The organism is Chamaesiphon minutus PCC 6605, from assembly GCF_000317145.1.
Classification (GTDB): Bacteria; Cyanobacteriota; Cyanobacteriia; order Cyanobacteriales; family Chamaesiphonaceae; genus Chamaesiphon; species Chamaesiphon minutus.
In genome coordinates this window covers 5,187,972-5,213,822 of record NC_019697.1, presented here as the reverse complement: position 1 = coordinate 5,213,822, position 25,851 = coordinate 5,187,972, and the positions used below count along the sequence as shown (strand labels likewise).

26 protein-coding genes and 1 tRNA gene are annotated in these 25,851 nt (G+C 46.7%); 8 read left to right on the top strand and 19 right to left on the bottom strand.

The genetic code is table 11. The features are described 5' to 3' along the window. Window positions 1-136 precede the first annotated feature (136 nt). Window positions 137-1,000 (top strand): metallophosphoesterase, encoded by an 864-nt coding sequence (locus CHA6605_RS23780; RefSeq protein WP_015161920.1) that lies wholly within the window; start codon window positions 137-139, stop codon window positions 998-1,000. A gap of 206 nt (window positions 1,001-1,206) precedes the next feature. Here CHA6605_RS23780 and CHA6605_RS23775 read toward each other — a convergent pair whose 3' ends face one another. The 8 genes from CHA6605_RS23775 to CHA6605_RS23745 all read right to left on the bottom strand — a co-directional run bounded on the left by CHA6605_RS23775 (window position 1,207) and on the right by CHA6605_RS23745 (window position 7,393). Continuing rightward, complete coding sequence (locus tag CHA6605_RS23775; RefSeq protein WP_015161919.1) at window positions 1,207-1,893, bottom strand: ATP synthase subunit B family protein; 687 nt, start codon at window positions 1,891-1,893, stop codon at window positions 1,207-1,209. Continuing rightward, the gene (coaD, locus tag CHA6605_RS23770; RefSeq protein ID WP_041548420.1) at window positions 1,863-2,351 is read right to left on the bottom strand and encodes a pantetheine-phosphate adenylyltransferase; all 489 of its coding nucleotides are present in this window, start codon (window positions 2,349-2,351) and stop codon (window positions 1,863-1,865) included. Before coaD ends, CHA6605_RS23775 begins: the two co-directional genes overlap by 31 nt. A 276-nt stretch (window positions 2,352-2,627) precedes the next feature. Beyond that, window positions 2,628-3,824, bottom strand: a complete 1,197-nt coding sequence (locus CHA6605_RS23765; protein WP_015161917.1) for a homocysteine biosynthesis protein — start codon at window positions 3,822-3,824, stop codon at window positions 2,628-2,630. Between the two features lie 28 nt (window positions 3,825-3,852). Further along, window positions 3,853-3,996, bottom strand: a complete 144-nt coding sequence (locus CHA6605_RS34505; RefSeq protein WP_157260086.1) for a hypothetical protein — start codon at window positions 3,994-3,996, stop codon at window positions 3,853-3,855. A 216-nt stretch (window positions 3,997-4,212) separates the two neighbouring features. After that, on the bottom strand, window positions 4,213-4,809 hold the full coding sequence (locus tag CHA6605_RS23760) for a hypothetical protein (RefSeq protein ID WP_015161916.1): 597 nt from the start codon (window positions 4,807-4,809) through the stop codon (window positions 4,213-4,215). Between the two features lie 63 nt (window positions 4,810-4,872). After that, entirely contained in the window at window positions 4,873-6,105 is a 1,233-nt protein-coding gene (locus CHA6605_RS23755; RefSeq protein ID WP_015161915.1) for a DUF4336 domain-containing protein, read from the bottom strand. Between the two features lie 240 nt (window positions 6,106-6,345). Beyond that, a complete protein-coding gene (locus CHA6605_RS23750) occupies window positions 6,346-6,906 on the bottom strand; it encodes a thermonuclease family protein (protein ID WP_015161914.1) in 561 nt (186 codons plus the stop codon). A 118-nt stretch (window positions 6,907-7,024) separates the two neighbouring features. After that, window positions 7,025-7,393, bottom strand: a complete 369-nt coding sequence (locus CHA6605_RS23745; protein WP_015161913.1) for a 2Fe-2S iron-sulfur cluster-binding protein — start codon at window positions 7,391-7,393, stop codon at window positions 7,025-7,027. A 170-nt stretch (window positions 7,394-7,563) separates the two neighbouring features. Between CHA6605_RS23745 and CHA6605_RS23740 the strand changes: the two genes are divergently transcribed. After that, window positions 7,564-7,648: transfer RNA gene (locus CHA6605_RS23740), tRNA-Ser, on the top strand. 89 nt (window positions 7,649-7,737) lie between these two features. Here CHA6605_RS23740 and CHA6605_RS23735 read toward each other — a convergent pair. The 5 genes from CHA6605_RS23735 to CHA6605_RS23715 form a co-directional block, all read right to left on the bottom strand. After that, window positions 7,738-8,442: a helix-hairpin-helix domain-containing protein gene (locus tag CHA6605_RS23735; RefSeq protein WP_015161912.1), complete on the bottom strand. Its 705-nt coding sequence runs from the start codon at window positions 8,440-8,442 to the stop codon at window positions 7,738-7,740. Window positions 8,443-8,529: 87 nt separating this feature from the next. Next, window positions 8,530-8,901, bottom strand: a complete 372-nt coding sequence (locus tag CHA6605_RS23730) for an NINE protein (RefSeq protein ID WP_015161911.1) — start codon at window positions 8,899-8,901, stop codon at window positions 8,530-8,532. Between the two features lie 35 nt (window positions 8,902-8,936). After that, window positions 8,937-9,221: a hypothetical protein gene (locus CHA6605_RS35215; RefSeq protein ID WP_015161910.1), complete on the bottom strand. Its 285-nt coding sequence runs from the start codon at window positions 9,219-9,221 to the stop codon at window positions 8,937-8,939. A 74-nt stretch (window positions 9,222-9,295) separates the two neighbouring features. Next, window positions 9,296-10,651, bottom strand: coding sequence for a DUF4335 domain-containing protein (locus tag CHA6605_RS23720; protein ID WP_015161909.1), 1,356 nt, complete (start codon window positions 10,649-10,651; stop codon window positions 9,296-9,298). 226 nt (window positions 10,652-10,877) lie between these two features. Then, window positions 10,878-11,147, bottom strand: coding sequence for a YciI family protein (locus CHA6605_RS23715; RefSeq protein WP_041549883.1), 270 nt, complete (start codon window positions 11,145-11,147; stop codon window positions 10,878-10,880). A 434-nt stretch (window positions 11,148-11,581) separates the two neighbouring features. On the opposite strand from CHA6605_RS23715, the gene CHA6605_RS23710 reads away from it, so the two are divergent. From CHA6605_RS23710 to CHA6605_RS23695, 4 genes are all read left to right on the top strand, one after another. Then, window positions 11,582-12,835 carry a glycogen/starch/alpha-glucan phosphorylase gene (locus tag CHA6605_RS23710; RefSeq protein WP_051038962.1) on the top strand — a complete coding sequence of 418 codons (1,254 nt, stop codon included), beginning with the start codon at window positions 11,582-11,584 and terminating at the stop codon, window positions 12,833-12,835. A 180-nt stretch (window positions 12,836-13,015) separates the two neighbouring features. After that, window positions 13,016-15,412: an ATP-binding protein gene (locus CHA6605_RS23705; protein WP_015161907.1), complete on the top strand. Its 2,397-nt coding sequence runs from the start codon at window positions 13,016-13,018 to the stop codon at window positions 15,410-15,412. Next, entirely contained in the window at window positions 15,387-15,827 is a 441-nt protein-coding gene (locus CHA6605_RS23700) for a response regulator (protein WP_015161906.1), read from the top strand. Before CHA6605_RS23705 ends, CHA6605_RS23700 begins: the two co-directional genes overlap by 26 nt. Before the next feature lie 134 nt (window positions 15,828-15,961). Continuing rightward, the gene (locus CHA6605_RS23695; protein WP_015161905.1) at window positions 15,962-18,028 is read left to right on the top strand and encodes a PAS domain S-box protein; all 2,067 of its coding nucleotides are present in this window, start codon (window positions 15,962-15,964) and stop codon (window positions 18,026-18,028) included. Window positions 18,029-18,109: 81 nt separating this feature from the next. Here the strand turns inward: CHA6605_RS23695 and aroQ are convergent, their stop codons facing one another. The 3 genes from aroQ to pgsA form a co-directional block, all read right to left on the bottom strand. Next, on the bottom strand, window positions 18,110-18,610 hold the full coding sequence (gene aroQ, locus CHA6605_RS23690) for a type II 3-dehydroquinate dehydratase (protein WP_015161904.1): 501 nt from the start codon (window positions 18,608-18,610) through the stop codon (window positions 18,110-18,112). A gap of 21 nt (window positions 18,611-18,631) precedes the next feature. Continuing rightward, window positions 18,632-18,772, bottom strand: a complete 141-nt coding sequence (locus tag CHA6605_RS35210; protein WP_041549875.1) for a hypothetical protein — start codon at window positions 18,770-18,772, stop codon at window positions 18,632-18,634. Between the two features lie 303 nt (window positions 18,773-19,075). Further along, complete coding sequence (gene pgsA, locus CHA6605_RS23680) at window positions 19,076-19,624, bottom strand: CDP-diacylglycerol--glycerol-3-phosphate 3-phosphatidyltransferase (protein ID WP_015161902.1); 549 nt, start codon at window positions 19,622-19,624, stop codon at window positions 19,076-19,078. A 466-nt stretch (window positions 19,625-20,090) separates the two neighbouring features. Between pgsA and CHA6605_RS23675 the strand changes: the two genes are divergently transcribed. Next, window positions 20,091-20,804: a Crp/Fnr family transcriptional regulator gene (locus CHA6605_RS23675; protein ID WP_015161901.1), complete on the top strand. Its 714-nt coding sequence runs from the start codon at window positions 20,091-20,093 to the stop codon at window positions 20,802-20,804. Between the two features lie 245 nt (window positions 20,805-21,049). Here CHA6605_RS23675 and CHA6605_RS23670 read toward each other — a convergent pair whose 3' ends face one another. Both CHA6605_RS23670 and CHA6605_RS23665 read right to left on the bottom strand, forming a co-directional pair. Beyond that, complete coding sequence (locus CHA6605_RS23670) at window positions 21,050-22,159, bottom strand: S-(hydroxymethyl)glutathione dehydrogenase/class III alcohol dehydrogenase (protein WP_015161900.1); 1,110 nt, start codon at window positions 22,157-22,159, stop codon at window positions 21,050-21,052. A gap of 121 nt (window positions 22,160-22,280) precedes the next feature. Then, a complete protein-coding gene (locus CHA6605_RS23665; RefSeq protein WP_015161899.1) occupies window positions 22,281-23,165 on the bottom strand; it encodes an alpha/beta fold hydrolase in 885 nt (294 codons plus the stop codon). A 150-nt stretch (window positions 23,166-23,315) separates the two neighbouring features. On the opposite strand from CHA6605_RS23665, the gene CHA6605_RS23660 reads away from it, so the two are divergent. Next, window positions 23,316-24,272 carry an Npun_F2552 family protein gene (locus tag CHA6605_RS23660; protein WP_015161898.1) on the top strand — a complete coding sequence of 319 codons (957 nt, stop codon included), beginning with the start codon at window positions 23,316-23,318 and terminating at the stop codon, window positions 24,270-24,272. A gap of 163 nt (window positions 24,273-24,435) precedes the next feature. On the opposite strand, the gene CHA6605_RS23655 is transcribed toward CHA6605_RS23660, so the two are convergent. Then, window positions 24,436-25,809 (bottom strand): GAF domain-containing protein, encoded by a 1,374-nt coding sequence (locus CHA6605_RS23655; protein ID WP_198288393.1) that lies wholly within the window; start codon window positions 25,807-25,809, stop codon window positions 24,436-24,438. Between the last annotated feature and the right edge of the window lie 42 nt (window positions 25,810-25,851).

Here is a 25,851-nt window from a genome sequence, read left to right as displayed (position 1 = left end):
GGCATTCCGTTCTCCCAACTCCTCACTCCCAACCCCCCTAAATCTAATGTCCCTTGGAGCCATCGGTCACAATTTTCTGGAATCACACTGGTTAGAATGGTAGCTAATCTTAACCAGTCATAATTGAGTCATCCAGATGAGTAACAAGATTATTAGGCACTGGCGAAAATTAATTCTCAACTCAATTAAATTTCTGCTGGTGGCGATCGCGATTTTATTTGCTACTAGCGTCTATGCCCAAGGTATAGAGCCGCGCTGGTTTGCAATCAAACAGATCGATGTCAAGATTGCCGGACTAGATCCAGCCTTTGAAGGATACAAAATAGTTCAACTCACCGATCTACACGCGCGCTCGGCAGTGATGGATCGCAATCAGTTAGCCAAAGTTGCCAGACTAGCCAACCAACAACAACCAGACGCGATCGTCCTCACTGGAGACTACATCACTAAAGATGCCACTAAGTCTGAAGAAATGCTCGCCAATGCTTTTGGCATCCTCAAAGCTAAAGATCGAGTCATCGCGACAATGGGCAATCACGATCGCGGCGGCGATAGTACCCCGATCGAACGCGCACTCGCAGCAGGTAACGTCAAGTTATTAAATAATGACGTCTACTCGATCGAGCGTCAAGGGCATCTACTCAATATCGCTGGTGTCGATGATGTCTGGTTCAAACGGGCAGATATTGCGAAGACGATTTCTAAGTTACCACCGACTGGTGTAAATATTTTACTGGCTCACGAACCAGATTTTGGCGATATCGCTGCTGCAACCGATCGGTTTGAACTGCAACTTTCTGGGCATTCTCACGGCGGACAAATAGTTTTACCCTTTGCACCCAGAGTGACACCGCCTTGGGGCAAGAAGTACATCAATGGTCTTTACCACATCAGTGGAATGCAGCTCTACGTCAGCCCGGGGGTCGGTACTACAGGCCCCCCAAAAGCTCGATTTAACTGTCGGCCAGAAATCTCGGTCATCGTTCTACATCAAGTCTAGTGTCAAAGCTAGGTGGTAAAACCTGTTAATACAGACTATTGCAATCGTAGACTCGGAGCACCCAACTCATGCAACCAGCCTACCGCTCGATAAACCACGAGCGAGGATCGGTAGGCAATTAGTTTGTTTAGATTCAGATCTACAGCTAGAAGTCGTAGATACTGCTTTCCCCTTGCCGAGCTGTTCGGGACAAGCGAGTTTCAGGTTCAACTTGCTTGCCTAAGCTCGACCGTGGATGTCTCAGGCTGAGTGCTATTGAGCCGTTGGCGGCCTTGTTGGATGGCTTGGAGAATGTCGGTCAATCGCTCTTCCATGGTATATAAGACGCGATCGGCATATTCATCCGCACCAGATTGAATCAGTTGGCATTCAGCGAGTGCTTGTTCGCGCATTCGTTCGATTTCTTGAATATTGCGCTCGCGCACCCGTTCGATTTCAACTATTGCTTGTTGTCTGAGATGCTCGCATTCGGCGATCGCCATTTGCCGGATTTGTCTAGCTTCTTGTTCGGAGCGATCGATAATGCCCAACTCATTAGCCACTTGATAAGCATGTTGATTTGCTTGAGCCAAAATTTGCTGGACTTGTTGCTGGGCTTCTTTTATCAATCGATCTTTGTACTGGAGAACTTCTTGAGCGGTATTAACTATTTCTGGTAAATTCAACCTAATCGCGTCTAATTGTTCGAGGAGTTCTTCTTCGTTAACGATTGTTTTTCCTGTCAATGGGACGCGCGGACTGTTTAATATTTTTGATTCTATTCGATCGATTGCGGCAAAAATATCTAAATACTCGATAGCGATCGGTGTAACTTCTGGATCGACATTCCGATATTCTAAGACATTAGAGGGGATTTCGTCGGCTAGAGTGGGGTAGTGGAATTGTTGTAACATTGGTAGATTTCTGATGCAACGTGAGGTGAGACAAGATGGTCGATCGAGCCGTTGAATCTAGCGATTTCTTTAACAATGCTACTGCTCAGGAAACCATACTCTGTGGAAGTTGCTAAAAACACCGTCTCAATATCTGTAGACAAGGTTTTGTTTGTATGAGCCATTTGTAACTCTTTCTCGAAGTCTGACATTACTCTGAGTCCTCTGAGTAACACTCTTGCGCCGATCGAATTGGCATAAGCGACCGTTAATCCATCAAAGCTATCTACTTCTACTTGCGGTAAATGTTTGGTAGCTGTGCGAATTTGGCAAAGGCGTTGCTCGACGGTAAACAGCGGTGTTTTACCAGGATTTCGCAATACGGCTACGACCACCCGATCGAACAGCTTACTGCCGCGTTCGATGATGTCTAAATGACCCAATGTAATCGGGTCGAAACTCCCAGGATAAATCGCGATTGCTATTTGTTTTGGCTTGTATACAACAAGAGTTTAGATCTTCAATATCATAATTTACGATCGCATCTGAGGATATTGCCAATACTTCACAATTTCTTTACACTTCGATCGAAATATTGTATTTAATTGACATAAATTTATAATTAAATTGTGTTGGGGATACTTAGGCACTATAACTGTATAAATAAGTCATGTTGTGTATACTCGATTGCATAATTTTAGAAACTAATTGTGCTACGGATAAGTAGTGATTCTAACTTGAGTACCGAAACTCAACTAATCTTCAAGTAAGCTGGGCATTTGACGGCGATCTTGAGGAATAAATGTTCGATCGCGCGGTAATGAAGATACCGCTTCTGTTAACAGAAATTCTCCACGCTCGATCGCCTCTTTTAATTCGATTGCCACCTGTCTCGATCGATAAATACTGGCTAAGGGAGCTACTCTGACAGTTCTACCTTCAATTTTGATTTTTCCCGATTTTAATTGTTCGTAACTGACTAGTCCAAAAGTCGGACGCACCCGGCGCGGAATCGAAAAATCGACGATCGGTGCGACGATATCCCGATCTTGGACGGCACACCGCGCCACAACGTCCGCATTCAATACCGGAATTGGCACCCCAACCCCCAACATTAACGAAGGGCCATAATTTTTGAGATAGCAGCCGCGTACCCAATTGGGGTTCATCTGTTTGGCATCGCCAATCAGAGCTAAAGTCGCGCCAGGACCGATGGGCGTGCGATTTTCGCCGCGTTTTTGTAGTGGGAAATGTTGCGTCCCTTCCCAGGCGACGTAGCCGATGCCTCCGCCCAACCAAATTCGCGTCCCGATGCCAATGACATCGAGATCGGGGTCATTTAATAGCGGTGAAATTGCCCCAGTATTCGAGTAGACTGCGTTACCCAATCGCGGCTGTAAAGGTCCTAAATAGGTGTATAACTGTCGATCGCCCCCATTTACCCCGACGATGAAGTTCTGGTACAAATTACGGGGGTTGTAAAGGTAAAATTGATTGATCGTATCCTTGGTAATCGTCGTATCGAAGGTAGCGCGAGGATAACAATCCGTGCCTTGACCGATCGCCCGTAGCGTCACACTCTTTCCAGCAATTAAATCGGCAATCACATGGGCACCCCCACGCTCTTTGCGATCGTCCCCATCGCCAATTTCACCAGCAAAATCGACTAATTGCGTCGCCCCCAAATAGAGATCCACCGCTCCAAATCCAGCATATGCAGGCACCCCATCCAACGTACACGATCGAATCTTAATCGGCGGATCGGTATGTCCTAAGTTGAGAATTGCCCCCGATGATTCCATCGGTTCAAAACTCCCAGTGGTAATTACATCTACTAGTTCGGCAATTTTAGCAACTCCTAACTCAGTAACTTTAGTCTTAACCTCGTCTACCGTCCATACCACTGCTCGTTTGCTACCGATCTTGTCGTTAATTTCGTCGATTGTTTTCATACAGAGTAAATAGTGAAAGCCAATTAATTTAGGAATTACTACTTATATAGGTTCTCAATCTCAGCTCGATTAAATGGTGAGAGCGAACATAAGTATAAGCCAGATCGATCGCGCGATCGTGAATTTTTAGTTGCCATAATCTAATAAAGGCACTGCTAGCAACTGAAGTCACCGTCAATACGGTTCGGTTAAGCTTTTATTTACTCTAGTTTTAGTCCGCATAGGCGGACTTTGGATCGCTAGCAGCGGTTTTAACCGCTGAGTAATTGACTAACCAAACTGGATTGAAGTCACCGTTAGCGATCGAAGTCCGCCTGTGTTGACGCACACAACTAGGAGGTTTCCTCCAGGTTGTGTTTGGGTCACAAAATCCAAAATCCAATTGACCTTAACTAACTACCTCATCTTTTACCCACAAAGCCAAGCCACCACCACGTCCGCGCGCGGCAATGCCACTTTCGCTAGCCCAGAAAAACCCAAAAAACGGTAAATTGGCAACCGACAATCGCGCAAAATCTCTGCTACCAATTTTGCCGCTGCGAATCTTACCTTGATAAACTGTCGTTCCGAAGACTTTAATTTGAATCTCGGTAAAATCAAAAGCTAGTAAATTCTTTTTCCCAGGATAGCGACAAGGCCCAGTAAACTGGATGTGAATGCTACCGACTAATAATTGATTGGTAATAGTGCCCTCGATCGAGGAATCAGTCTCTCGTGTAAAAGTAATCGATGCTGGCGTAAATTTGGGCAGATAATAGCCGCGCCCTAATTTAATTCCGCCGCGTTTTTTGTCTTTGCTGGCACCAGTAGCAAAGCAGAGCCGCCATTCACCGATTAATGATGCAAACGGGATGGCTAATTTGGCTTTTTTAGTAGCTATTTCTGCTTGCTGTAAAGCCTCGACCATTTCTGCCGTACTCGGACGAGCCTTAGATTGAGCCGCACGTTCTAAGATATTTACAAAATCAGGCGTAATTGTGTTCACGAGGCTCCGCTGGATTGAAGTATGTGTGCAAAACTCTTAGCACTAAAGCCTAACGCCTAACGCCTAAATTTTATCCTTGGCAGCGACAATCAGTCGCAACCACACCAATTGCCGATCGATTTGTTGGAGTAACTGCATGTCGGTGGCGGGCAATTGAGTAGGTGTAGAGCCACATTCGAGAAATGAGAAAGCCGCTCGAAAGGCTTGGGGTGTAGCGACAACTGGCGCATCAAAGTGACAGGGAATAATCCGATCGAAATCCCATTGTACGATCCGATCGACCCAGGCGATCGTTTGTTGGGGCGCGCGGTTGAGAATTAATGTTTGGAGAATGGGGGCGACAAATAATCGGCCACGATCTCGCGTGTCTGTGAATGTTTGTTGCCAGTTAGGTTGCCAGTCGAATGGATAGAGGCCAAAATAGCTCTGGTGGCTGCGATCTGGCGCGGTAATGGCATCGCCAAAGGTTTGAAGCCAATTGCGGGTTGCCAACACGCTCGGCTGGAAATATAGAGCGAATAAACAGATCCGTTGCCAGCCTTTGAGACGATTGGCGGGGGTATCGACGATCGGCTCGCTGGCGCGATCTCTGGCATGAAATAACAATGGGTAGGGTTCGAGTTCGAGAATTGGCGGTGGCGCGCTCGGCAATGACACGATCGTATCGGTAACTAATAGTGTCCGCGATCGACGGTGCAAAAAAGCTACCTCAGCGAATTGTCCGCGACCGGAAAAATTAGCTAAGTTACTCGAAATTAGTAATGTCCCCAAAATAGCATAATCGAACTCATCGCCAAACGGCGTTTGACGGCTATCTGCGGGTAAAATATGCGTGCGATCGCTCGGAAAACCGATCCAGCTCAAGGGTAAATTGACTGGAAAACTCCATTGATCTGGTGCTATCCAAACTTGCGCCTGGGGAAATTTGCGGGCAAATGGTCCGACAAAAACTTTATGCTCTAATCCCGAAACCGTCGGTAAGATGATAAATTTCACGTCACCATGAATGGCAACTAGCTCATTTACCAAGTCGATACATTCTTCAGTCGGTGCTACAGGTGCATAGACGAGCAAACCGCTACCAGAGAGCTTCACCACCGTCATCCGAATCGGCACTACTACATAAAAGATGCCCTGAAGCTGCTCGAATGTCCAGATCGTGTTTGGTAATACTTCCGTCCGAATCGTGCGTCGCTGACTGTATGGGTAGATCGGTACCGTAAACCAAAATCGCCACGATCGATCCTTCGATCCCATCGCTTCAATTGTGGTGCTTACTCGTTCTTCCAGAGTCACCGTAGTCCCTCCAGCAATACCCGTACATCAATCGCCATCTACAAATCTATCCATCTGGGGTTATCCGCAGGTGGAGCGATGGCAAAAATAGCGAGTTCGCGACACTGGGACAATATACATTATTAATTATATATTCTTATCCGATCGCGATGCTGTTTGGATTTTCGAGCGACGCGATCTAGCTGACGATCGCATCTTACACCAAATCAAATATTTGACACTAGTAACTCCTAACTCCGGTCAGCGTTCCTCTTTCCGAAATTCTGACGGACTCATCCGCATCGGACGTTCGGGATTCCAAATGCCTTCGCCGCTGAGTCGAGCGTATTGGCTGGCGCGAATAAATCGATCGTAATATTTGGCTCCGGTTGTCGTCGTAGCCGAAGTAGCAGTTTTCACATTGGGTAATACCCAGCCATCTTTGAGCAATTGTTCGTTAACTAACCGACCATCTTTCCATAAGTAGACAAACTTGCGTCCGTATTTATCGGCTTCAGTGCTGGCAAATTCGACGTTGGCACTACCTTTATCCGGAAGACCGATTAATTCTTCCAATCGTTGTTTTGCTTGTTTTCCCCAGGGATCTTGCCCTAGATCTGGAGCATCGATCCCCATCAATCTTCCTTGTTGAAGTACTGCGGGTTGCTGAGATTTATCGACCCACTCTACAGATTGTCCGCTACTGACACGACTAATTTGGATCGTTGGATAGCTAGGTGGCGATGCTTGACAACCAGCTATCAAGACTAATCCACAGATTGATAGCCATAATATGCAAGATGATTGCAATCTGCGATTCATAATTTATTAACACCGATCTGGGATCTATAAATTGCCTAGTAAATACTCACTCTTGCACCAGCTCAACTACACTAGTGCTTGGTATAGAGCTAGGATATCCGGCTATCTACACTTGCCACTATTCTTCATCTAAAGCAAGTCCGTATTTAATTTTGCCTTTGCCAAAATAACGTCCGAACTGAAGTTCGTAGACTTCGTCCTCGTCTTGGGTTTCGACTTCCAAATCCGATCGAGCGTAGCTGACACATAGCAGTGCGTAACCTTGACTTTGCAACTGGGCAGATAATCCCATGGCTTCTGGCTGATATAAGTCTCCAGATTTGACGCGCACGGCACAAGCCGTACAAGCACCATTCCGACAAGAGAAGGGTAATTCGATGCCACAATCTTCCGCACTGTGAAGGATATATCGATCGTCAGGGACAGTGACTTGATGATATGTCTCAGTTTTGCGGTTGTAAATTTTGATGTGATGATTGCGCGTCATGGTTCGTGGCTAGTGGCTAGTGTTGCCGATTGAATCCTCGCTTGGTGCATTTCCATGGACGGGAAACCCGTCCGGAAATGCATCCGCTAGACACTTCTATTATCAGTTGACATTTCGTAAAAGTCTAGGCTATGCTAGATAAGCGTTAAAATTCGCACATAACTTGTGTTGGAGAAGTGGCCGAGTGGTCGAAGGCGCAGCACTGGAAATGCTGTGTAGGGCAACTTACCGTGGGTTCGAATCCCACCTTCTCCGTAATTAGTTAAAAGTGAAAAAGCTCCACACTTATTGTTGTTTGGGGCTTTTTTGTTGTTAATTCAGTGGGAGCGGGGGAGATAATTTTGTTAAATTAGGTGCTTGTATAGCGCGATCGGTAAACCAGTGCGGCGTTTGACTTCAACTAGCGATCGATAGGCACCATGTAATTGACGTTCGTTGCAGATAACTGTCGCACTGTCGGGATCGAGACCTAATTCAATTAATTCCGAGCGTGGCAGAATATTTAACCTTTGCCAATCGATCGGATCGTCATCTTTTTCGTAATAATTAAAGACAACCATCGGTTCGATCGCTTGGCAGTATTTTTCGGGAACATCCGCAAGGGAGGTTAGTTCTTCGATGTGCGTGAACATATAGCCTTCAGCTTTGATCGCTTCGATATTATTAGAATAAGCAATCGGCAAGCCTAAAATATGTACCAGATCGTCTTTGGTGCATTTATTAATATCGACTTTACCTCGAACCTCAGCAATTAATTGAGCTGTCTGGCGATCGGATGGTAAGATCGCTCCTCTAGGCGCAATTTTAACTAAATAAGGGTTTTTAATATTCATCGCCAAACCAAATTGAATCGGGATCGCTAGAAACACCAACCCCGACCAACCTGCCCAAGATGCTAAGAAGACGACCGCGCCCATCCCTCCGCCGATTTGCATCCATCGATCGGTTTTAGTCTTATAGCCAGCATAAGCAATGGCCAATGCCCCAAATACCGGACATAGCGACCACCAAACCCAATCGGGGATTCTTTTTAAAGCTGCACTAGACATAAATTTTAATTGCGATCGCTACCTATAGGCTGTTAGACATTTAATCTATCAACTATTAACTATCAACTATCAACTATCCACTAAAAATTAAATATCGTCTAACATTTTTCGACGTTTGACTTCATACTCTTCGGCAGTAATGATGCCATCTTCATACAATTTTTTTAATTCATACAAAGTAGAAGTAGCTTCTTTAGAAGACTTACTCGCAGGTGCGACCGGATAACTCATGCCGCGATCGAGTGTATTGGGCGCAGCATAGTTAAATCTGGCATCGAACTCTCGATCGGGCATAAAGCATAGTACGAAAAAGTCAAAGAAAGCAAATATTGCGGGAATGCCAGCCCAGCAAAAAAGTAAGTACAGTACCCCCTGAAAAGTTTGACCCAAATAAAACTTATGAATGCCAAAATAGCCGCCGAAAAAACAAATCAATATTGCTGCCGTGCGATTTCTCATCAGTCATTTGCTCCGTGGATTAAGACAGTAAGCGGCTAAAAATTCTGTCGATCTCTCGATCTGAGCCAACCCATGAGCGAGTAGATGCCTACAGTGCCCAGTTGTGCTGCCAGCAAGACTAAATAGACCGAGAAAAATTGGTTGAGATGGGCACTAGACACCCAAGCAAACAAACCTGCCCCTAGCAGGCTATAAGGTACTAATTGCCATGACGATCTCGCTAGCGAGAGCCGTTCCTTGGGTGCAGTACCTCTTCGTGCGGAGCGTTCCCCCGAAAAAGGTACTATCCCTGAATCTTGCGGTGGGATAAGTTTGCTCATATAACTTCTATTTTGTCAGTCCTGACTAGGGCTGTCAACCGCACACTGCGCAAGATGTCTGCACTTGACGCGATCTATTTGGGTGTCACTAAAATTTTGCCGTCGGGTTGAAATATGACTTGATATTGGGCGAGTGGTTCTTGAGAAATTGCCGCTTGAGCGTTGAATGTTGTCAATTTTGGCAGTGGGGTTTTAGCTTCGAGATCGGCTGCTAGTCGATCTATTGGCTCGTAATCGACAATTTCGCCAGTTTTGGTCACCGCGACTCGGTAATTGAGATTTTGAGCATCGATTGGTTTGCCACCAGGTAGGGATTTCTGAAGCGTTGTTCTGAGCTGTGTTGCCAGATCCGTCTGCAATTTAGGCTCGGTAATTGGTTTACCGAAACTCTTTAGCCCCTGTAATGAATCGGTGGGTTTGACTTCTAGCAATCCGGTGGGGTTAAATACGACGCTAAAATTCCCGATCGCTTGGTTGGTATCGTTATTGTTGGTGGCGAGTTTGGGTAAAGGAGTGAGCTTAGATTGCTCGGCATCTGTCTGTCCTACGACCTGATAATTGACGATCTGGCCATCTTGATTGACTTTAACGTTAAAACTAGCAGCTTGTTTGATTTGACCCCGTTCTTGCCAATTTTTGCTGAGGTCGCGTTGTAATTTGCGTTCGAGGAATCCGATTTGAGTAGCTTCGACCAGCGTGTTCGATTTGCTAGGAAGCGCGCTTACAGGGGAAGGTACCGGACTAGTAGATGACTGTGGAGTATTATTGGGTGGGGCACCCGGTACGCTAGTGGGCGTTGGATTGGGTTGAACGAGCGGCGCGCGTTGGGTGGATTTTGGTGCTGTAACTTCGGGCACGGGGAGGGCATAGCCGACTAAACTAGCAACAACTAAACTTGCCAGTCCTAACCCCACAGGTACAGCCTGTGCAGAAATTGGTTGAGCGACAGATTTACTAACTGGTTGCAGCGGAATCATAATATCTGGCAGAGTCCGTTTGTCAGCCAGAAATTGATCCACGGCTTCGAGCAAGTCAAATAACTGAATCGTGGATAGATTAACTCGAGCAGGCTTTCCAGATGCAGCATCTGCGCCAGCAGGATCGGATTCTAATTTTGCTTCCAAATGATGAATATTCTCGCGATCGCCTTTGACCAGAGATACTATACTTTTATCGGCATCTGGCTGTTTGGGATGGGGTATGCCACTGAGAAATTCTTGGGCGTAGTTACTGACTGTGGTGACTAAACTAGTCAGGAAATCTCTTCCGCCAAATAGCGGTCGATCGCAACCGACAAAGTGACATTCAGCATTAAATAAACTGGACATAACGGGACGAGAATCGGGGATGCCAGTGGTGGAGCTGCCATCACTCAACCCGTCTAAAACTAGGGTACAGTTTGGCAAACTATACTGACGGCGAATAGTCATGGTGATGCTTTTTTGTAAAATTTAATGGATGTAGTTCGATTATATCAAGCGATTGTCGATCGGCAGCGATCGATCGCCGAGGTAACAATAGATACATATCGTATCTAGTACCCAGTCCTTGGCTTGTCGATTCGCTAGGCGCGAGGCTTCGCCAACGAGGTCTATGTAGTTCGAGCGATATTTACCCGAAATGTTCCAACAAATGGAGCGCAGCTACAAATGTTTACTACAGGGCTTGAATCCACTCTTTAACTTGGTATTCTGTCCAAATTCCATGCTCCCAATACGGATCGGCTTCAATGGCTTGGCGGACTTGGTTTTCGTTGGTGGCTTCATAAATCCCAAACACTTTGGTCAGATCTTGGGTAGGGCCGATCGTTATTAGCAGTCCTTCAGCTTTTTGGCGCGCTAGTCCGGCTAAATGTGCCTCTCGATAAGGTGTCCGTTTGGTGGCGACATCTTCACAATAACTTCCCCACAGTATGTATCTGGTCATTTGGATTTTAGATTTTGGATCGAGTGTCATTATATCTGTTGGTCGATCCTTTCTGTTTAATGCGAAGATCTAGCAACTTAAAACTAAGCACTAGTACTGGGCGGCGTAAATCTAGGTACTATTTTTGCGGGGAGCGGCTCGCAGCCGGGAGGAAACCTCCCGAATTATGCGAGACAAGACAAGACAAGACAGCGGGGAGCGGGGAGCAAGAAATGGTAGCTTTATTTACGCCGTAGACTACTAGTCCAAAAGCGGTAGCTTCTCGTTCCTTGCCCAATAAATTCCAAATTAAATCTTAACCCTCACAAGTTCCTCAAACTTCCCAGATAAAATACCAATCGAGTAGTTAGATATACCAATTATTTAACTCATTTCGTTCGTGGATAGCATCCAGCGAGTGACATCGATCGCCAAATTACGGAGGAATCTAGATTGTGATAGAAAGTATTAATTTTCGGACAGAGATCGGCTCATCCTTACTACAAACTACACAAGCAACTTTGGCCAACCTGCCGCGCAGATTGAATGCTCCTAGTCGGAACCAGACTCCTAATAATTCAAAGACTCTAGCCTCCTTACCACGTTCGATCGAGCGCAATCGGCAGCGGTGGACGAGCGATGCTAACATCCTCAAGCTCGATCGAGCACCGCAGACGGTAACACCAAATTTAAATCCACGTCAGCAACCATTGACGGGAAATCATCGCCTTGCCAGATTAGTAACAACCACGATCGGAGATCGGTGGATGACTCATTTAGAAGACCTTCAGCAGCTAACACCACTAGCGGGCGACCCTTTATTTCAATTGCAGTGGCAGGCTGTCAAACAAACGAATAAGCAAGCCTTCGCTAACGCATTGCAGCGATTGCACGGGATTAAAATTAACGTCAATTCCCTATTCGACCTTCAGTTGCAACCGATTTGCGGACACCAACGCCAACTGTTAAACATATTACACATCATCGATCTATTCGATCGTCTCAAGCAAAATCCCAGTAGCGATATCTTGCCGCGCACCTTTATCTTTGGCGATGCGAGCGCACCTCAACCTTTAGAAATCGACAGCGTAGCAGATGCAAATGACGCGCTAGTGGACGAGATCGAGCGTCGAGAAACGATCGCACTCATCGAATCTCTAAGCCGAGTTTTGGCAGCAGATCCCGATGTCTGCAATAAATTGCAGGTAGTTTACGTACCAGCATCGGCAGCACTCACCAACCAGATGTTTGCAGCAGCAGATGTGACCCAACAAATTGCCACAGCGAAGATCGAAGACATCGACTTAGGCAAACTTAAAGCAGCTATAAATGGCGTTATCTCGATCGGTAGTTTGGGAAAAACTAATACTTGGTTGCAGCAACTTGTCGGTGAAGAAAATTGTTTTCGGTTTGGACTGGCAATTCCGGAAATAACCTTATTTAAAGAATACGGTTACGATCCGTATAATTACTACAAGCATTATCCCCAGATCCGACAAGCGATCGATTGGTTATTATCCGGACACTTTGCCCCCGCTGTGCCTGGTTTATGTAAGTCGATCGTCGATAAGTTGATGGGAACTGACGAGCACATGGTCTTAGCCGATTATATTTTTTATCTGGCTTGCCAATCCCTAGTCAGTGAGACTTATCGTCATCCAGCCACCTGGACGCACATGTCAATTATGAATGTTGCTGGTGTAAAATAGTTGCGGCAATTTAGCTGCACCGACTTAATCTCCCGCTCGATACCAAGATGGCGATCGGGTGGTATTATCGCTACAGTTCGATCGTTGACGATCGATAGTTGATTTCAAGTATCGATCGTCAGGACAAACCCAATCCGCAATCCCTAGATAGTAAAATCAATAGCCAGCAAAGCTCTTTCGATGAAAAACATCGCATCTGGTAAAGTATCAATTGGCTTTGCCGCTACTCTTTTCGTATTGGCAATTAATGCTGTTCTGGCTTATCAAAGTATTACAACGATCTCTAGAAATAGCCATGCAGAGGTGTGCAGCGATCGAATTATCACTATTTTGGAACAAATGGTTTCTTCATTAAAAGATGTCGAACGGGGACAACGCGAATATCTGTTGACCAACAATCCTCAATATTTGGCAGCTCACCGGATCGATATCAATCAAATCCGTAATAAGTTAAAATCATTAGTTAAATTAAAATCCGATTTGAATCAGCCGCTAATGCGCGTCGGTACCAACGATCCGAGTGTCCAAAAACAGCAAATTATCGACTTCGAGCAGAAAATCGATCGAAATTTGGACGAACTAGTTACCACGATCGACAGGCGACAAGCAGCGGTATTAACCCCCGCGCGACAACTAGTCTTATCGCAGCAAGGACAACAAGCACTCGAAACGGTGCGGCAATCGCTCATTGAGCGCGCTCGAGTCGAACGAAAAGCACTAGAGCGATTGCAAGCCGAATCCAGACAAAGCCTCGCCGATACTAAACTGGCTTTTGGGATCTCTAGTTTATTAGATTTAGTATTATTATCGGTGTTGTATGGATTGGTAAGTTGGGATCGCACCAAACAACAGCAGTCTGAAGCGATCGTGCGTGGATATGCTACCGAATTTGAGGAATTGTATCACAATGCTCCCTGTGGCTATCATTCCTTAGATACTAACGGCAAAGTGATGCGGATCAACCGCACTTTACTCCAAATATTGGGGTATGAAGAAGCCGAAATCGTCGGTTGCAAGCAGCTTGGAGACTTGCTTGCGACTCAAAGCATCCAAAAATTTGACGACAATCTCGCGATCCTCAAAAAGCGCGGCTGGATTCATGATGTCGAACTTCAGATGATGCGCAAAGATGGTAGCAGCGTGCCAGTTAGTACGACAGTAGTAGCGATTAAAGACGAGCTGGGCAACTATATCGGCGCGCATGCGACGACGATCGATATTAGAGAACGCGTCCGGTTGCGTAAGCAAGCGCGACTGTTTGCCGAAATCTCTCAAAAAATTCGCCAATCCTTGAGATTAGAGGACATCTTAGCAACTGCGGTCGAAGAAGTTCAGAAACTCTTAGCAGTCGATCGAGTCTTAATTTATAGATTTGCGGCAGATGGTTCTGGAGCGGCAGTACAGGAGCGAGTCTTGGCAGGTTATCCCGCAGTAATGGGCAGTAACATCAACGATCCTTGCTTCAATCGGAATTACCACGCTCGTTATACCCATGGCCGCATCAAGACTGTTGCCGATATCACTCAGGCTGGATTTCAGCCTTGTTATCTAGAATTTCTCGATCTATTTGCTGTCAAAGCTAGTGCCATCGTCCCCATTTATTTGCGAGATGAGTTGTGGGGACTGTTAATCGTCCATCACTGTCAAGCACCCCGAAAATGGTATCCCAAGGAGGTCGAAATGCTCTCGCAACTGGCAACCCAACTGGGAATTGCTATCACTCAAGCCCAGTTATTAGAACAAGAGCAACTCCAAGGTCGCGAACTGGCTCGATCGAATGCCGAACTAGAACAGTTTGCTCATGTAGCCTCTCACGATCTCCAAGAGCCACTGCGGATGGTGATTAGTTATCTCCAGCTCCTCTCCCGTCGCTATCAAGGCAAACTCGATGCTGATGCTGACGAATTTATCGATTATGCTGTAGATGGCGCGACGAGAATGCAAGCATTGATTCAGGGATTACTGAGTTATGCCAGAGTCAGTAGCCGCAAGCAGCCGTTTGAAATTGCCAATTGTCATCTCATCGTTCGAGATGCGATCTCCAACCTGCACGTCGCGATCGCCGAAAGTGCTGCCACGATTACTTTCGACCCACTTCCAGAAGTGTGGGGAGATTCGACTCAACTGACGCAAGTGTTTCAAAATTTGATTGCCAATGGGATTAAATTTCGGCGCGAAGTACCGCCCAAAATTCATATTAGCGTTACCCCCATAGAGCCATCACCAGCTTCAGCTACTGACGATCGCGTCGCCACGCCAGCTAGTTGGCAATTTGCGATCTCCGATAATGGCATCGGCATCGAATCTCAATATCTCGATCGAATTTTTGTAATCTTTCAACGCCTACACACGCGCGTCACTTACCCCGGAACGGGCATCGGATTGGCGATTTGCAAAAAAATCATCGAACGTCATGGTGGTACAATTTGGGTAGAATCGACACCGATGAAGCAGGATTCGTTTTTACAGCCACCTCCGCTTCAGCCACTAACGGGTTCTGGTTCGATCTTTTATTTTGTCATCCCAGCGGTGGGTAGTATCTCTCCCCAACATGTCCATAAACAGCCGCCCGATTGAAGTTTTGCTCGTTGAAGATAATCCAGGAGACGTACATCTGACTCGCATTGCTCTAGCAGATAGAGAAGTCAATGTCAATCTCAGCGTCGTGGCTGACGGTGTCGAAGCAATAAACTTTCTCCACTGTCAGGGTGAATATCATCACGCTGTGCATCCCGATCTAATTTTGCTAGATTGGAATCTACCACGCAAAAATGGACCAGAAGTATTGATTGAGATTAAAGCGGACGAACGCTTGCAACGCATTCCAGTGGTGGTGCTCACCACATCCCAAGCTGAAGAGGATATTCTCAGAGCCTACAATCTCCACGCCAACTGCTATATCACCAAACCTGTAGACTTCAATCAATTTGTTCAAATTGTGCAGTCGATCGAAGATTTTTGGTTTAGTATCGTTCAATTACCACCTCAATAATTAGGCTTTAGGTTTTAGGTTTTAGGTTTTAGGTTTTAGACAGAAGGCATAAGGTCTTATAAAATAGCTTCCACCCATCAATCTATCCTCAGGTAGTACAGTCCACCCATCCAGTCCCCTAACGCGAGCACAGCATGATTACTGTTCTCAACATTTTGCTTATTGAAGACAATCCTGGCGATATCCGATTATTACAAGAAATATTACGCGAGGTGACGACGACTCGGTGTCAGATTACCCCAGTTATGACTTTAGCTGAAGCGATCGATCGGTTAGCCTCGATCGAGGACAAGGCCGCTAAAGGTAAAGAACACAGCCGTTTTGATGCGATCTTACTGGATCTTTCCCTCCCCGATAGCCAAGGACTCAGCTCATTTCTGACGCTCCACCAGCGCAATGCCAATATCCCGATTATTGTCTTGACGGGGTTAGACGACCAAAATCTGGCGATCTCGGCTATGCAACAAGGCGCGCAAGATTACCTTGTCAAAGGCCAAGTCGATAGTAATTTATTACTGCGATCGATTCGTTATGCGATCGAACGCGAACGTGCCGAAACAGCTCTGCGTCAAGCCAAAATCGATCTCGAACGTCGGGTACTCGAACGTACTCAAGACCTTCAACAAATTAACGATCGATTGCAACAAGAATTGCTCGAACGTCACAAAGCGGAGGCGGCACTCCAAATCTCTCAATCGCGATTTGCCGGAATTCTCGAAATCGCTAGCGATGCCATCATTGCAGTAGATGGCAACTACAAGATCGCTTTATTCAACCAAGGTGCCGAACAAATCTTTGGCTATCCAGCCTCAGAAGCAATCGGTCAATCGCTCGATCTTTTACTCCCTGTTGGGTTTATCGATGTCGATCGCGAACGCATCCGGTGGCACCTCACCCCCGAACTATCGACTGGCGAGCGTGTCGCTCGACCGCTAGAGAACAGAAAACAAGTCATCGGCACCAAACGGGATGGTAGCCAATTTCCAGCAGAAGCCTCTATTTCGTATTTAGAATTTGGTACCGAAAAAGTCACCACGATTATCTTGCGCGATGTTACCCAACGCCAGCAGATCGAGAATGACTTACGCAATGCCCTTCAGAAAGTCAACTTTCATTTTGAAAATTCGCCCCTCGCCGCGATCGAGTGGGATCGCGAGTTTCGCGTCAGTCGCTGGTCGGCAACAGCGGAAAAGATCTTCGGGTGGTCGTCGGCACAAGTTTTGGGCAAACGACCCAATGAATGGAAATTTGTGGTGCCAGAAGATGCCGACCGGATTAGTGAAATCATGGCACGACTTACTGCTGGCATCGAAGTTAGCAACGTTACCATCAATCGCAACTATTGCCAAGATGGTACGATCGTTAGCTGCGAGTGGTATAACTCAGTCCAGTTAGACGATACGCGTTGCATGGCATCGATCTTTTCACTGGTATTAGATGTCACCGATCGACATCAAATGGAGCGGATTAAAGATGAGTTTATTGCGATCGTCAGCCACGAACTCCGCACGCCCATGACCTCGATCTATGGTTCGCTGAAGATGCTCGACAGTGGCTTGTTACACGACCAGCCAGAAAAGGAAAAGCGGTTATTAACTATTGCCGTAGATAGTACCGATCGTTTGATGCGATTGGTTAATGATATCCTCGATATCGAACGGATCGAGTCGGGGACGGTGCAAATGGTCAAATCTGTTTGCAAGGTTTCGGAATTAATGGCCAAAGCTGTCGATGCGATCGAACCGATTGCCGAGAGAGCTGGCGTCCAGCTCAGTGTCAGCGATACAGGCGGTCAAGTGTGGGTCGATTCCGATCGGATGATTCAAACTTTTACCAATTTGCTCGGTAATGCCATTAAGTTTTCGCCTAGTGGTAGTACGATCTGGTTTACTGCTACCAAACAAACCGGACAGATGCTCTTTCAAGTCCGAGATTGCGGACGGGGGATTCCCAGTGACAAATTAGGCGTCATTTTTGAAAGATTCCAACAAGTGGATGCTTCTGATGCGCGCAGTGGTGAGGGGACTGGTTTGGGTTTAGCGATTTGTCGCAGTATTATCGAGCAGCATGGCGGCAATATCTGGGTCGAAAGTGTCTTGGGTGAAGGCAGTACGTTTTCTTGTATTATCCCTCGATCGCCTTCCCCACAAGACAGCAACCCCAGTAGTAAATTGGGAATTAATCGAGCATCGAGCGGCTAGTAAGATTTCTATTTATTACTAGTTTAAGATCTAACTCTCGATCGTTTCCCCACTCCTAACTCCCCCCTCTATCTTCTAGCTTCAATCGATCGACGCCGATTTCTGAAGATGAGCGACGATCGCGCGCAAACCTAGTTCGTAGCTATGAGGGCCAAACCCGCTAATTTGACCGACAACAATTGCTGCTAGGTAGGAATGGTGGCGAAATGACTCGCGCTGATGAATGTTACTCAAATGAACTTCTACCGCCGGAATTTGCACCCCCGCGAGCGCGTCGCGGATGGCAATGCTTGTATGTGTATAAGCCCCAGCATTAATGACAATCCCTTGGTGTCGCGATCTTGCTGCATGGATGGCATCTACTAGCGCACCTTCATGATTTGATTGCAAACACTCGACTTTAGTCCCTAGCGACAGACCGAGTTCTAGTAGTCGATCGTCGATTTGAGACAGTGTTGACGCACCATAGATCTGTGGCTCTCGCAGCCCAAGGAGGTTTAAATTTGGCCCATGCAGGACTAGCACGCTCAAATTAATAAGAGCGCGCTTTCCTAGTGACTCAATTTCACCAACGCTTGACATATGTTTAATATAGCCTGGTGACTATCTGCGCTGGCGGATTCGATCGTCTACAGGAATAGGAATCAATTCGGGTTCGGGCTGCATTTCTGGGCCAAGCAACGCCTCAATAAGTTTGCCAGCCCAGTGCTTTAGTTTTTCTAGCACTCTTTCGATATAGTCCATCAGATACCTTACTCCAAGAATTACTAAGCCTGAACCAGTGTCTCCACCAATAGATTGGGGTTCTACCAAGTGCGATCTTCTCGCTGTTTAGGTTGCTTACTGTTACCTATTGTAAAGCGAAATCTCATGAGCGTGGGATCTGGCTGGCAAAATTATTTACACAAATTCATGCCTTGTCTGAGCCTGCAAATCATACTAGTCAAAGCGTTGGCCTCTATTTTGTCAGCCGAATCGACTTCCTTAATTAAATGTTAAGAAAACTGGAAACCGTTTTAGTAGAGAAAAATGAGAGAATGTTACTAGCTACGATCCAGGTCGAGACGGAGTTGGTGCGGGGATCAAATAGATTGCGCCAGAAACGAGCGTCAAAGCGACCGAGAGCCAAAAAGCAATTAAACCATACAGATGCCAATTATCGACGTGCCAGGGCAGATCCGCAGCCGATAAGGGCGTAATTATTATCGCGATCGCTACAATCTGAGAGATAGTTTTGAGCTTACCCCAGATATTCGCACCGCTAATTTGCGTTTGACCCACTCGCCAACCCGCGATCGTCAATTCTCTGGTCAGAATTAAACAGACACCGATAGCAGGTACCCGATGTAACTCGATTAAGACTAACAGCGGAATCAAAATCAGTAACTTGTCCACCAACGGATCGAGAAATTTGCCCAAATCGGTGACTAAATCTAGCTTCCGCGCCAGATAGCCATCGAGCCAATCAGTTAAAGCAGCTACCAAAAATACTCCCAACCCAATCCACCGCCAGGTGAGACGATCGCTATAAAGACAATAAACGACTACAGGCAAACCCAGCAGCCGCGAGAGTGTAATCGAATTTGGCAAATTCATAAGAGGAGAGGGGTGGATGGGTGGATGGGTGGGTGGGTGGATGGGTGGATGGGTGGAACGCTGTTCGACAAAGCCTCAGACCTTTCACCTTTCACCTAAAACCTAAAGCCTAAAGCCTAAAGCCTAAAGCCTAAAGCCTTACTCTAAAAAAGTTGTGCAGAAATAGCGCGAACGGGATAATCTATGGGCATACTGAGGGTAAGTCATCGTTCGATCGCACTACAAATAAAGATTAGCTCCAGTGACATTGGTAACATCGTCGGACGACAATGTTAGAGTGTAACCGCGATAGCTGTAGACAACCCTATTATTGTCGATCGGCAAGTTTAGCAAAAACACTCACCTACTTTAAAGTAATCCTTGCACAAAGCTGGCTACACTGACAGATCGTTCGCGAAGTAGGAGGAAAAGCCCAACCTTGTCTTGACTGGATCTCTTCTACCCTCAGTATATTGAAACCAACAGTATGGACAATCGACATTACAACGTTCAAACTCCAACGCAGATCTCCCTTCAAGAGGCGATGGCTTCAGTACCTTTTCTGAGTGAATTGCCAGCCGCAGCGGTAGCACCAGTGCTAGCTCATGCCGCCATTCGCAATCATCCCGCCAATCAGACGATCTTACTGGAAAATGATTGGGGTGGCTCGGTTTACTTTGTCCTGAACGGTTGGCTCAAAATCCGCACCTACAATGCTGATGGCCGCGAAATCACCCTAAATATCGTCGGTAGAGGCGAAATCGTTGGCGAAATGGCCGCATTAGAACAAGTACCGCGTTCTACTGACGTCTTGAGCCTGACTCCTGCCACGATCGTTAATATCCCGGCTGAAGATTTTGTCCGCCTGCTTAAGACAGAGCCGCTAGCGGGAATGCGCTTAGCGCAACTTATGGCCAGACGCTTGCGCCAAGTCAATCGTCGCTTGCGCTTGCGAGAATCGAACAGTGCCTCTAGAGTTGCCGATACGCTCCTGTTTTTAGTTGAAGGACAGGGTAAAACCGTCTCTACAGGGATGGAAATTCCTAATTTGCCACATCGCGAACTCAGTAGTATGAGCGGTTTGGCCAGAGAAACCGTCACCCGCGTGCTAACCAAAATGGAAGCAGCCGGACTGATTGCCCGCAACCAGGATATCCTCTTAATTCCAGATGTATCGGCATTGGAAGCCAGTATCGTCTAGATAGCGGGTACATAATCTAATTTGCTAGTTACTTAAGAATAGGCTTTAGGCTTTAGGCTTTAGACTTTAGGCTTTAGGCTTTAGGCTTTAGGCTTTAGGCTTTAGGGAATATGCACGGGCGTAGATGATCCCCTAACACCTAACACCTAACACCTAACACCTAACACCTAACACCTAACACCTAACACCTAACACCTACCTAACACGTAGCAGTATTGTCGCGCTTGTCGAAGTAATTCGATCGATTAAAACGTCAGGATCGATCGAATTACTTCACCGCGACGCATGGCATCAAAGGCATCATTGACGCGATCGATCGGCATCACATTACTTACCAAATCGTCGATATTAATCTTACCCTCCATATACCAATCGACGATTTTGGGGACATCCGTCCGCCCTTTGGCACCCCCAAACGCCGTACCCTTCCAGACACGACCTGTAACTAATTGAAAGGGTCTGGTGCTGATTTCTTGCCCTGCTCCAGCGACGCCGACAACCACGCTCACGCCCCAACCTTTGTGACAGCATTCGAGAGCTTGACGCATTAATTTGACATTTCCCGTACATTCAAAGCTGTAGTCAGCACCGCCTTTGGTCAGATCTACCAAATAGGCGACCAAGTCGCCCTCAACCTCTTGGGGATTGACAAAGTGAGTCATCCCCAATTTTTCGGCCAGAGCGCGTTTGGCTGGATTGATATCGATGCCGACAATCTGGTTTGCGCCAACCATTCTTGCAGCTTGAATCACATTCAAACCCACGCCACCCAAACCGAACACCACGACATTTGCACCGACTTCGACTTTGGCCGTATTAATCACCGCACCAATACCAGTGGTCACGCCACAGCCGATCAGACATACCTTTTCAAATGGGGCATCGGGACGAATTTTCGCGAGTGCAATTTCGGGCACGACTGTATAATTAGCAAAAGTAGAAGTCCCCATATAGTGGTGCAACATCTCCCCCTGATAGGAAAAGCGACTGCTCCCGTCGGGCATGACACCACGTCCTTGAGTAAGCCGAATCGCTTGACAGAGGTTGGTTTTGCCGCTGAGACAATAATCGCAATTTCGGCACTCTGGCACGTATAAAGGAATCACTCGATCGCCTGCTTTGAGCGTCGTCACGCCCGATCCAACCTCGACGACAACCCCCGCACCTTCATGACCTAAAATTGCCGGAAATAAGCCTTCTGGATCGGCTCCCGACAAGGTATAAGCATCGGTATGACAGACTCCTGTGGCTTTAATTTCAACGAGGACTTCTCCCGCTTGCGGCGGTGCTAAATCGACGGTGGTAATTTCTAGGGGTTTACCTGCTTGGAAGGCGACGGCGGCTTTTACTTGCATGAATGGGATTGTGGATTGTGGATTGCGGATTGTGGATTGCGGATTGCGGATTGCGGATTGGAATGCAGTTCCTAAAACCCAAAGCCTAAAGCCTAAAGCCTAAAGCCTAAAGCCTTCACTACTATAAACTAGCAATCCAGTTTGTCAGAATCGGATTGACTAATTCGGGGGCTTCATCTTGAGGACAATGGCCGACAGCGGGGATTTCAAAAAATTCATCGATCGAGGGTACATTCATCAATTCGCGACCCAATGCGATTGGTTCCCACGGATCTGCCGCACCCCAAATCGCGATCGCCGGACAAGTTAGCTGTGGCAGTAAATCTTCGGGTAATGGCCCCCAGGAATAAGCGGTAAATTTGAGAAATACATCTGCCGCGCCAGGATCTGCGGCTGGAGCCATTAAGATATCGATTAATTCATCGGTTACCGCTTCGGGTCGATGATAAGCTTGCAGAAGAATTTTGCGGACGACTTGGCGTTGGGCGAGTCGATCGAAAAAGAAATGGCCGATTGCTGGTATAGTGAGGATAGACTGGAGGACTGGTGTACCCCAACGTCGATACCAGGGCATTTCGGTACGCTTGCGATCGTGTAATAAGCGTAACGAACAATTGAGTAAGGCCACGCCACTGATGACTTCTGGAGCGGTCACCGCAGCTTGGAGCGCGACGATACAGCCGATCGAGTTACCGATTAAGACCGTCGGCATACCAATTACTTCGCGACAAAAATCGATAACTAGCTCGCCCCAAGTTTCAAAAGTATATTCAACGTCTGTCCCGGCTTGAGGCTTGGCAGAAGCTCCGAATCCAATCAGATCGATCGCATAGCACCGACAATATTCTGCCAGTACGGGAATATTCTTACGCCAGTGCCCGACCGAAGCCCCAAATCCATGAATTAGCAATACGGCTGTTCCGGTCGATCCGGCAGCCCGATAGTTAATCTGATGTCCGCGCCACATCCAAGTAGAATTTGCCGTCGGTGTAGCGATCGAAGTCATAGCAAGAGTGTCGAAACTGTAGTTTACAATAATGGTATTCTAACGCGATCGACATCCTCCCATCCCCCATCAGGATTTGAGGATTTGAGGATTGACAGGATTAGACTGTCAGTACTATTCATCCACACACCCATCCACCCATCCACCCCTATGCCCACCGTCAGCCTAATTCGGGCCACATCCTACGAAACCGATCGACTCCGCGAGTCAGTAGAAGCCGTCTTAGCACCACTAGGTGGGATTGGTACTTTCGTCAAACCGGGAGATCGCGTCTTACTCAAGCCAAACCTTTTGACTGGAGCGCGTCCGACCAAAGAATGCGTCACGCGTCCCGAATTAGTTAGATGCGTCGCCGAACTGGTAATTGCAGCAGGTGGCAAGCCCTTTTTTGGCGATAGTCCCGCTTTTGGGAGTGCGATGGGCGTTGCCAAATCTAACGGTTATTTACCGATGATGGCCGAGTTAGATCTGCCTGTGGTCGAATTTCATGGCAAACGCTACGAGACAGCCAGCGAAAATTTCAATCATTTATTACTTAGCAAAGAAGCGATCGAAGCTGATGTAGTCATCAACTTACCCAAAGTCAAATCTCACGTCCAATTGACGATGACGCTGGGTGTCAAAAATCTCTTCGGTTGCGTTCCTGGCAAAATGAAAGCCTGGTGGCACATGGAAGCAGGTAAAAGTGCAGAACGTTTTGGCGAAATGCTCGTCGAAACCGCACGCGCAATTAGCCCAAATTTGACCATTATCGATGGTATTATCGGCCACGAGGGAAATGGCCCCAGCGGCGGCGAACCAAAGTTATTGGGCGTTCTGGGTGCTTCTACGGACGTATTTGCTTTAGATGTGGCAATGCTAGAAGTGTTGAATGTCGATGCACATCTAGTCCCGACAGCGGCTGCGGCACAACGATTGGGATTAGCTCCCTCTTTAGAATCAATCGAGTTTCCGCTCCTGCGTCCAGTAGATGTAAGCTGCACCGATTGGAAGTTACCCGAAGCTCTAGTACCGATCGATTTTGCCCTCCCGCGAGTGATTAAATCCACCTTCCGCCATCTCTATATCCGCTTGATTAAGGAGCCAATGGCGGCGTATCGGAATTAGGCTTTAGGCTTTAGGCTTTAGGCTTTAGGTTTTAGGTTTTAGGTTTTAGGTTTTAGGTTTTAGGTTTTAGGCAGAGGGTATGAGGTAAATGGGCAGCGATGCTGCCTTGTTGACGAGCACAGGACGATCTTACCCATTCCAACTCCCCGCGCCCCGCGCCCCGCTAATTATATTTCCGCGATTTATAGACCTTAACTGCTGAATCGATCGCGGTTTCTAGTTCGGCGATGTTAGATTGCAAAGATAGCGTACCCATTGTGGCTGATTCGGTATTACTTTGCAATTTCTTGGCAATAATTCGGATCAGATTGATATCTTCGCTCGAAAACTTTTGAGTGAGAGAAACTACTTCATGACTGAGCAATCGCATCAGATGTTTGGCTTCGTCCAAAGTTTGAACGGAGGAGGTAAGTGACTCTTTGACGTGCTGGATTTGAGTATCGGCATTAGTGATGGTTTCTTTAACTAAACCAGCACGCTTGAGCGAAGATTTCATTACTGTGATTTCTTCTTGAAAATGGGCTTTTGTAAAAGCTAGACCAGTTTGAATGGCCATATTTCTCAGCAAATCTACTTCTACATCATGCCAGCTACGATAGTCAAAACATTGATGCACTACCAGCAATCCAAATAACTCATTCTGACTGCCGACAATTGGGACTGACATGCTGGCTTTGACTGCAATTTTGACTAAGTTATCGACAAAATATTCTCTGATGCCAGCTTGATGGATATTGTCGATCGACATGACACCACCATGTTGATATTTATCGATATAATCTGGTTCAAAACAGGGATCTTCGATCGTAATGCCCCTAATTGGTGCTAATGCAGGTAATGTCGATTCGGCAATCACTCTACCTGTATTCGGTCGATCGAATGCGTAGACAATTGCCCGATCGGCTTTTAAGATAGTTTGAGCTTGAGTAGTGGCAATTTGCAATACTTCCGCACGAGTCGTCCCCTGATGAATTTTTTGGCTAGCGACTGTTAGTAAATCGTTGTAATCGTGTTGTCGATCGATCGATGATTGGATGCGTTGGCACTCCGACCATCTCACTGCATTATCTAATGCCCAACCTATTTGCATAGCCATCTGTGCAGCGAGGGTAATTTCTTCTGGTTTCCACGCTCGGGGATGGGAGCATTGATGCACGATTAATAAGCCATATAGCTCACCATCTGGTAACAATAATGGCACTACTAAGTTAGCTTTAACGGCTAGTTTGTCTAGCATCTCGACATAACAAGATGTAATCTTAGCTTCGCGGACATTTTCGATCGTGGTAATTTTGCCCTGACGATAGGTATCGATATGTCGTGCTTGAAAACAAGGATCGTCGATTGTCGTGTCAAACGCTCGTGGAAACCCTAGATTCACCGATTCGGCGACTACCCTCCCCATACTCTGCGGCTGTAAACTAAAGATTAATGCTCGATCGCAGTTGAGTGCTTGTTTGACGCTTTCGACACTGGCGTGGAGAATATCCTCTGCTCGCGAACAATCGTGGATTTTAGAGATGAGATTGGTAAACATAGTTATCGCAAAAAAGATCGAAATGGCTAAAGGGCAACTATC

Bases quoted from the DNA above. Each gene is read 5' to 3' on its own strand.
- CHA6605_RS23780 (WP_015161920.1), top strand. From the start codon at position 137: ATGAGTAACAAGATTATTAGGCACTGGCGAAAATTAATTCTCAACTCA.
- CHA6605_RS23775 (WP_015161919.1), bottom strand. From the start codon at position 1,893: ATGTTACAACAATTCCACTACCCCACTCTAGCCGACGAAATCCCCTCT.
- CHA6605_RS23765 (WP_015161917.1), bottom strand. From the start codon at position 3,824: ATGAAAACAATCGACGAAATTAACGACAAGATCGGTAGCAAACGAGCA.
- CHA6605_RS23750 (WP_015161914.1), bottom strand. From the start codon at position 6,906: ATGAATCGCAGATTGCAATCATCTTGCATATTATGGCTATCAATCTGT.
- CHA6605_RS23745 (WP_015161913.1), bottom strand. From the start codon at position 7,393: ATGACGCGCAATCATCACATCAAAATTTACAACCGCAAAACTGAGACA.
- CHA6605_RS23735 (WP_015161912.1), bottom strand. From the start codon at position 8,442: ATGTCTAGTGCAGCTTTAAAAAGAATCCCCGATTGGGTTTGGTGGTCG.
- CHA6605_RS23730 (WP_015161911.1), bottom strand. From the start codon at position 8,901: ATGAGAAATCGCACGGCAGCAATATTGATTTGTTTTTTCGGCGGCTAT.
- CHA6605_RS35215 (WP_015161910.1), bottom strand. From the start codon at position 9,221: ATGAGCAAACTTATCCCACCGCAAGATTCAGGGATAGTACCTTTTTCG.
- CHA6605_RS23720 (WP_015161909.1), bottom strand. From the start codon at position 10,651: ATGACTATTCGCCGTCAGTATAGTTTGCCAAACTGTACCCTAGTTTTA.
- CHA6605_RS23715 (WP_041549883.1), bottom strand. From the start codon at position 11,147: ATGACCAGATACATACTGTGGGGAAGTTATTGTGAAGATGTCGCCACC.
- CHA6605_RS23705 (WP_015161907.1), top strand. From the start codon at position 13,016: ATGAAAAACATCGCATCTGGTAAAGTATCAATTGGCTTTGCCGCTACT.
- CHA6605_RS23700 (WP_015161906.1), top strand. From the start codon at position 15,387: ATGTCCATAAACAGCCGCCCGATTGAAGTTTTGCTCGTTGAAGATAAT.
- CHA6605_RS23695 (WP_015161905.1), top strand. From the start codon at position 15,962: ATGATTACTGTTCTCAACATTTTGCTTATTGAAGACAATCCTGGCGAT.
- aroQ (WP_015161904.1), bottom strand. From the start codon at position 18,610: ATGTCAAGCGTTGGTGAAATTGAGTCACTAGGAAAGCGCGCTCTTATT.
- CHA6605_RS35210 (WP_041549875.1), bottom strand. From the start codon at position 18,772: ATGGACTATATCGAAAGAGTGCTAGAAAAACTAAAGCACTGGGCTGGC.
- pgsA (WP_015161902.1), bottom strand. From the start codon at position 19,624: ATGAATTTGCCAAATTCGATTACACTCTCGCGGCTGCTGGGTTTGCCT.
- CHA6605_RS23675 (WP_015161901.1), top strand. From the start codon at position 20,091: ATGGACAATCGACATTACAACGTTCAAACTCCAACGCAGATCTCCCTT.
- CHA6605_RS23670 (WP_015161900.1), bottom strand. From the start codon at position 22,159: ATGCAAGTAAAAGCCGCCGTCGCCTTCCAAGCAGGTAAACCCCTAGAA.
- CHA6605_RS23665 (WP_015161899.1), bottom strand. From the start codon at position 23,165: ATGACTTCGATCGCTACACCGACGGCAAATTCTACTTGGATGTGGCGC.
- CHA6605_RS23660 (WP_015161898.1), top strand. From the start codon at position 23,316: ATGCCCACCGTCAGCCTAATTCGGGCCACATCCTACGAAACCGATCGA.
- CHA6605_RS23655 (WP_198288393.1), bottom strand. From the start codon at position 25,809: ATGTTTACCAATCTCATCTCTAAAATCCACGATTGTTCGCGAGCAGAG.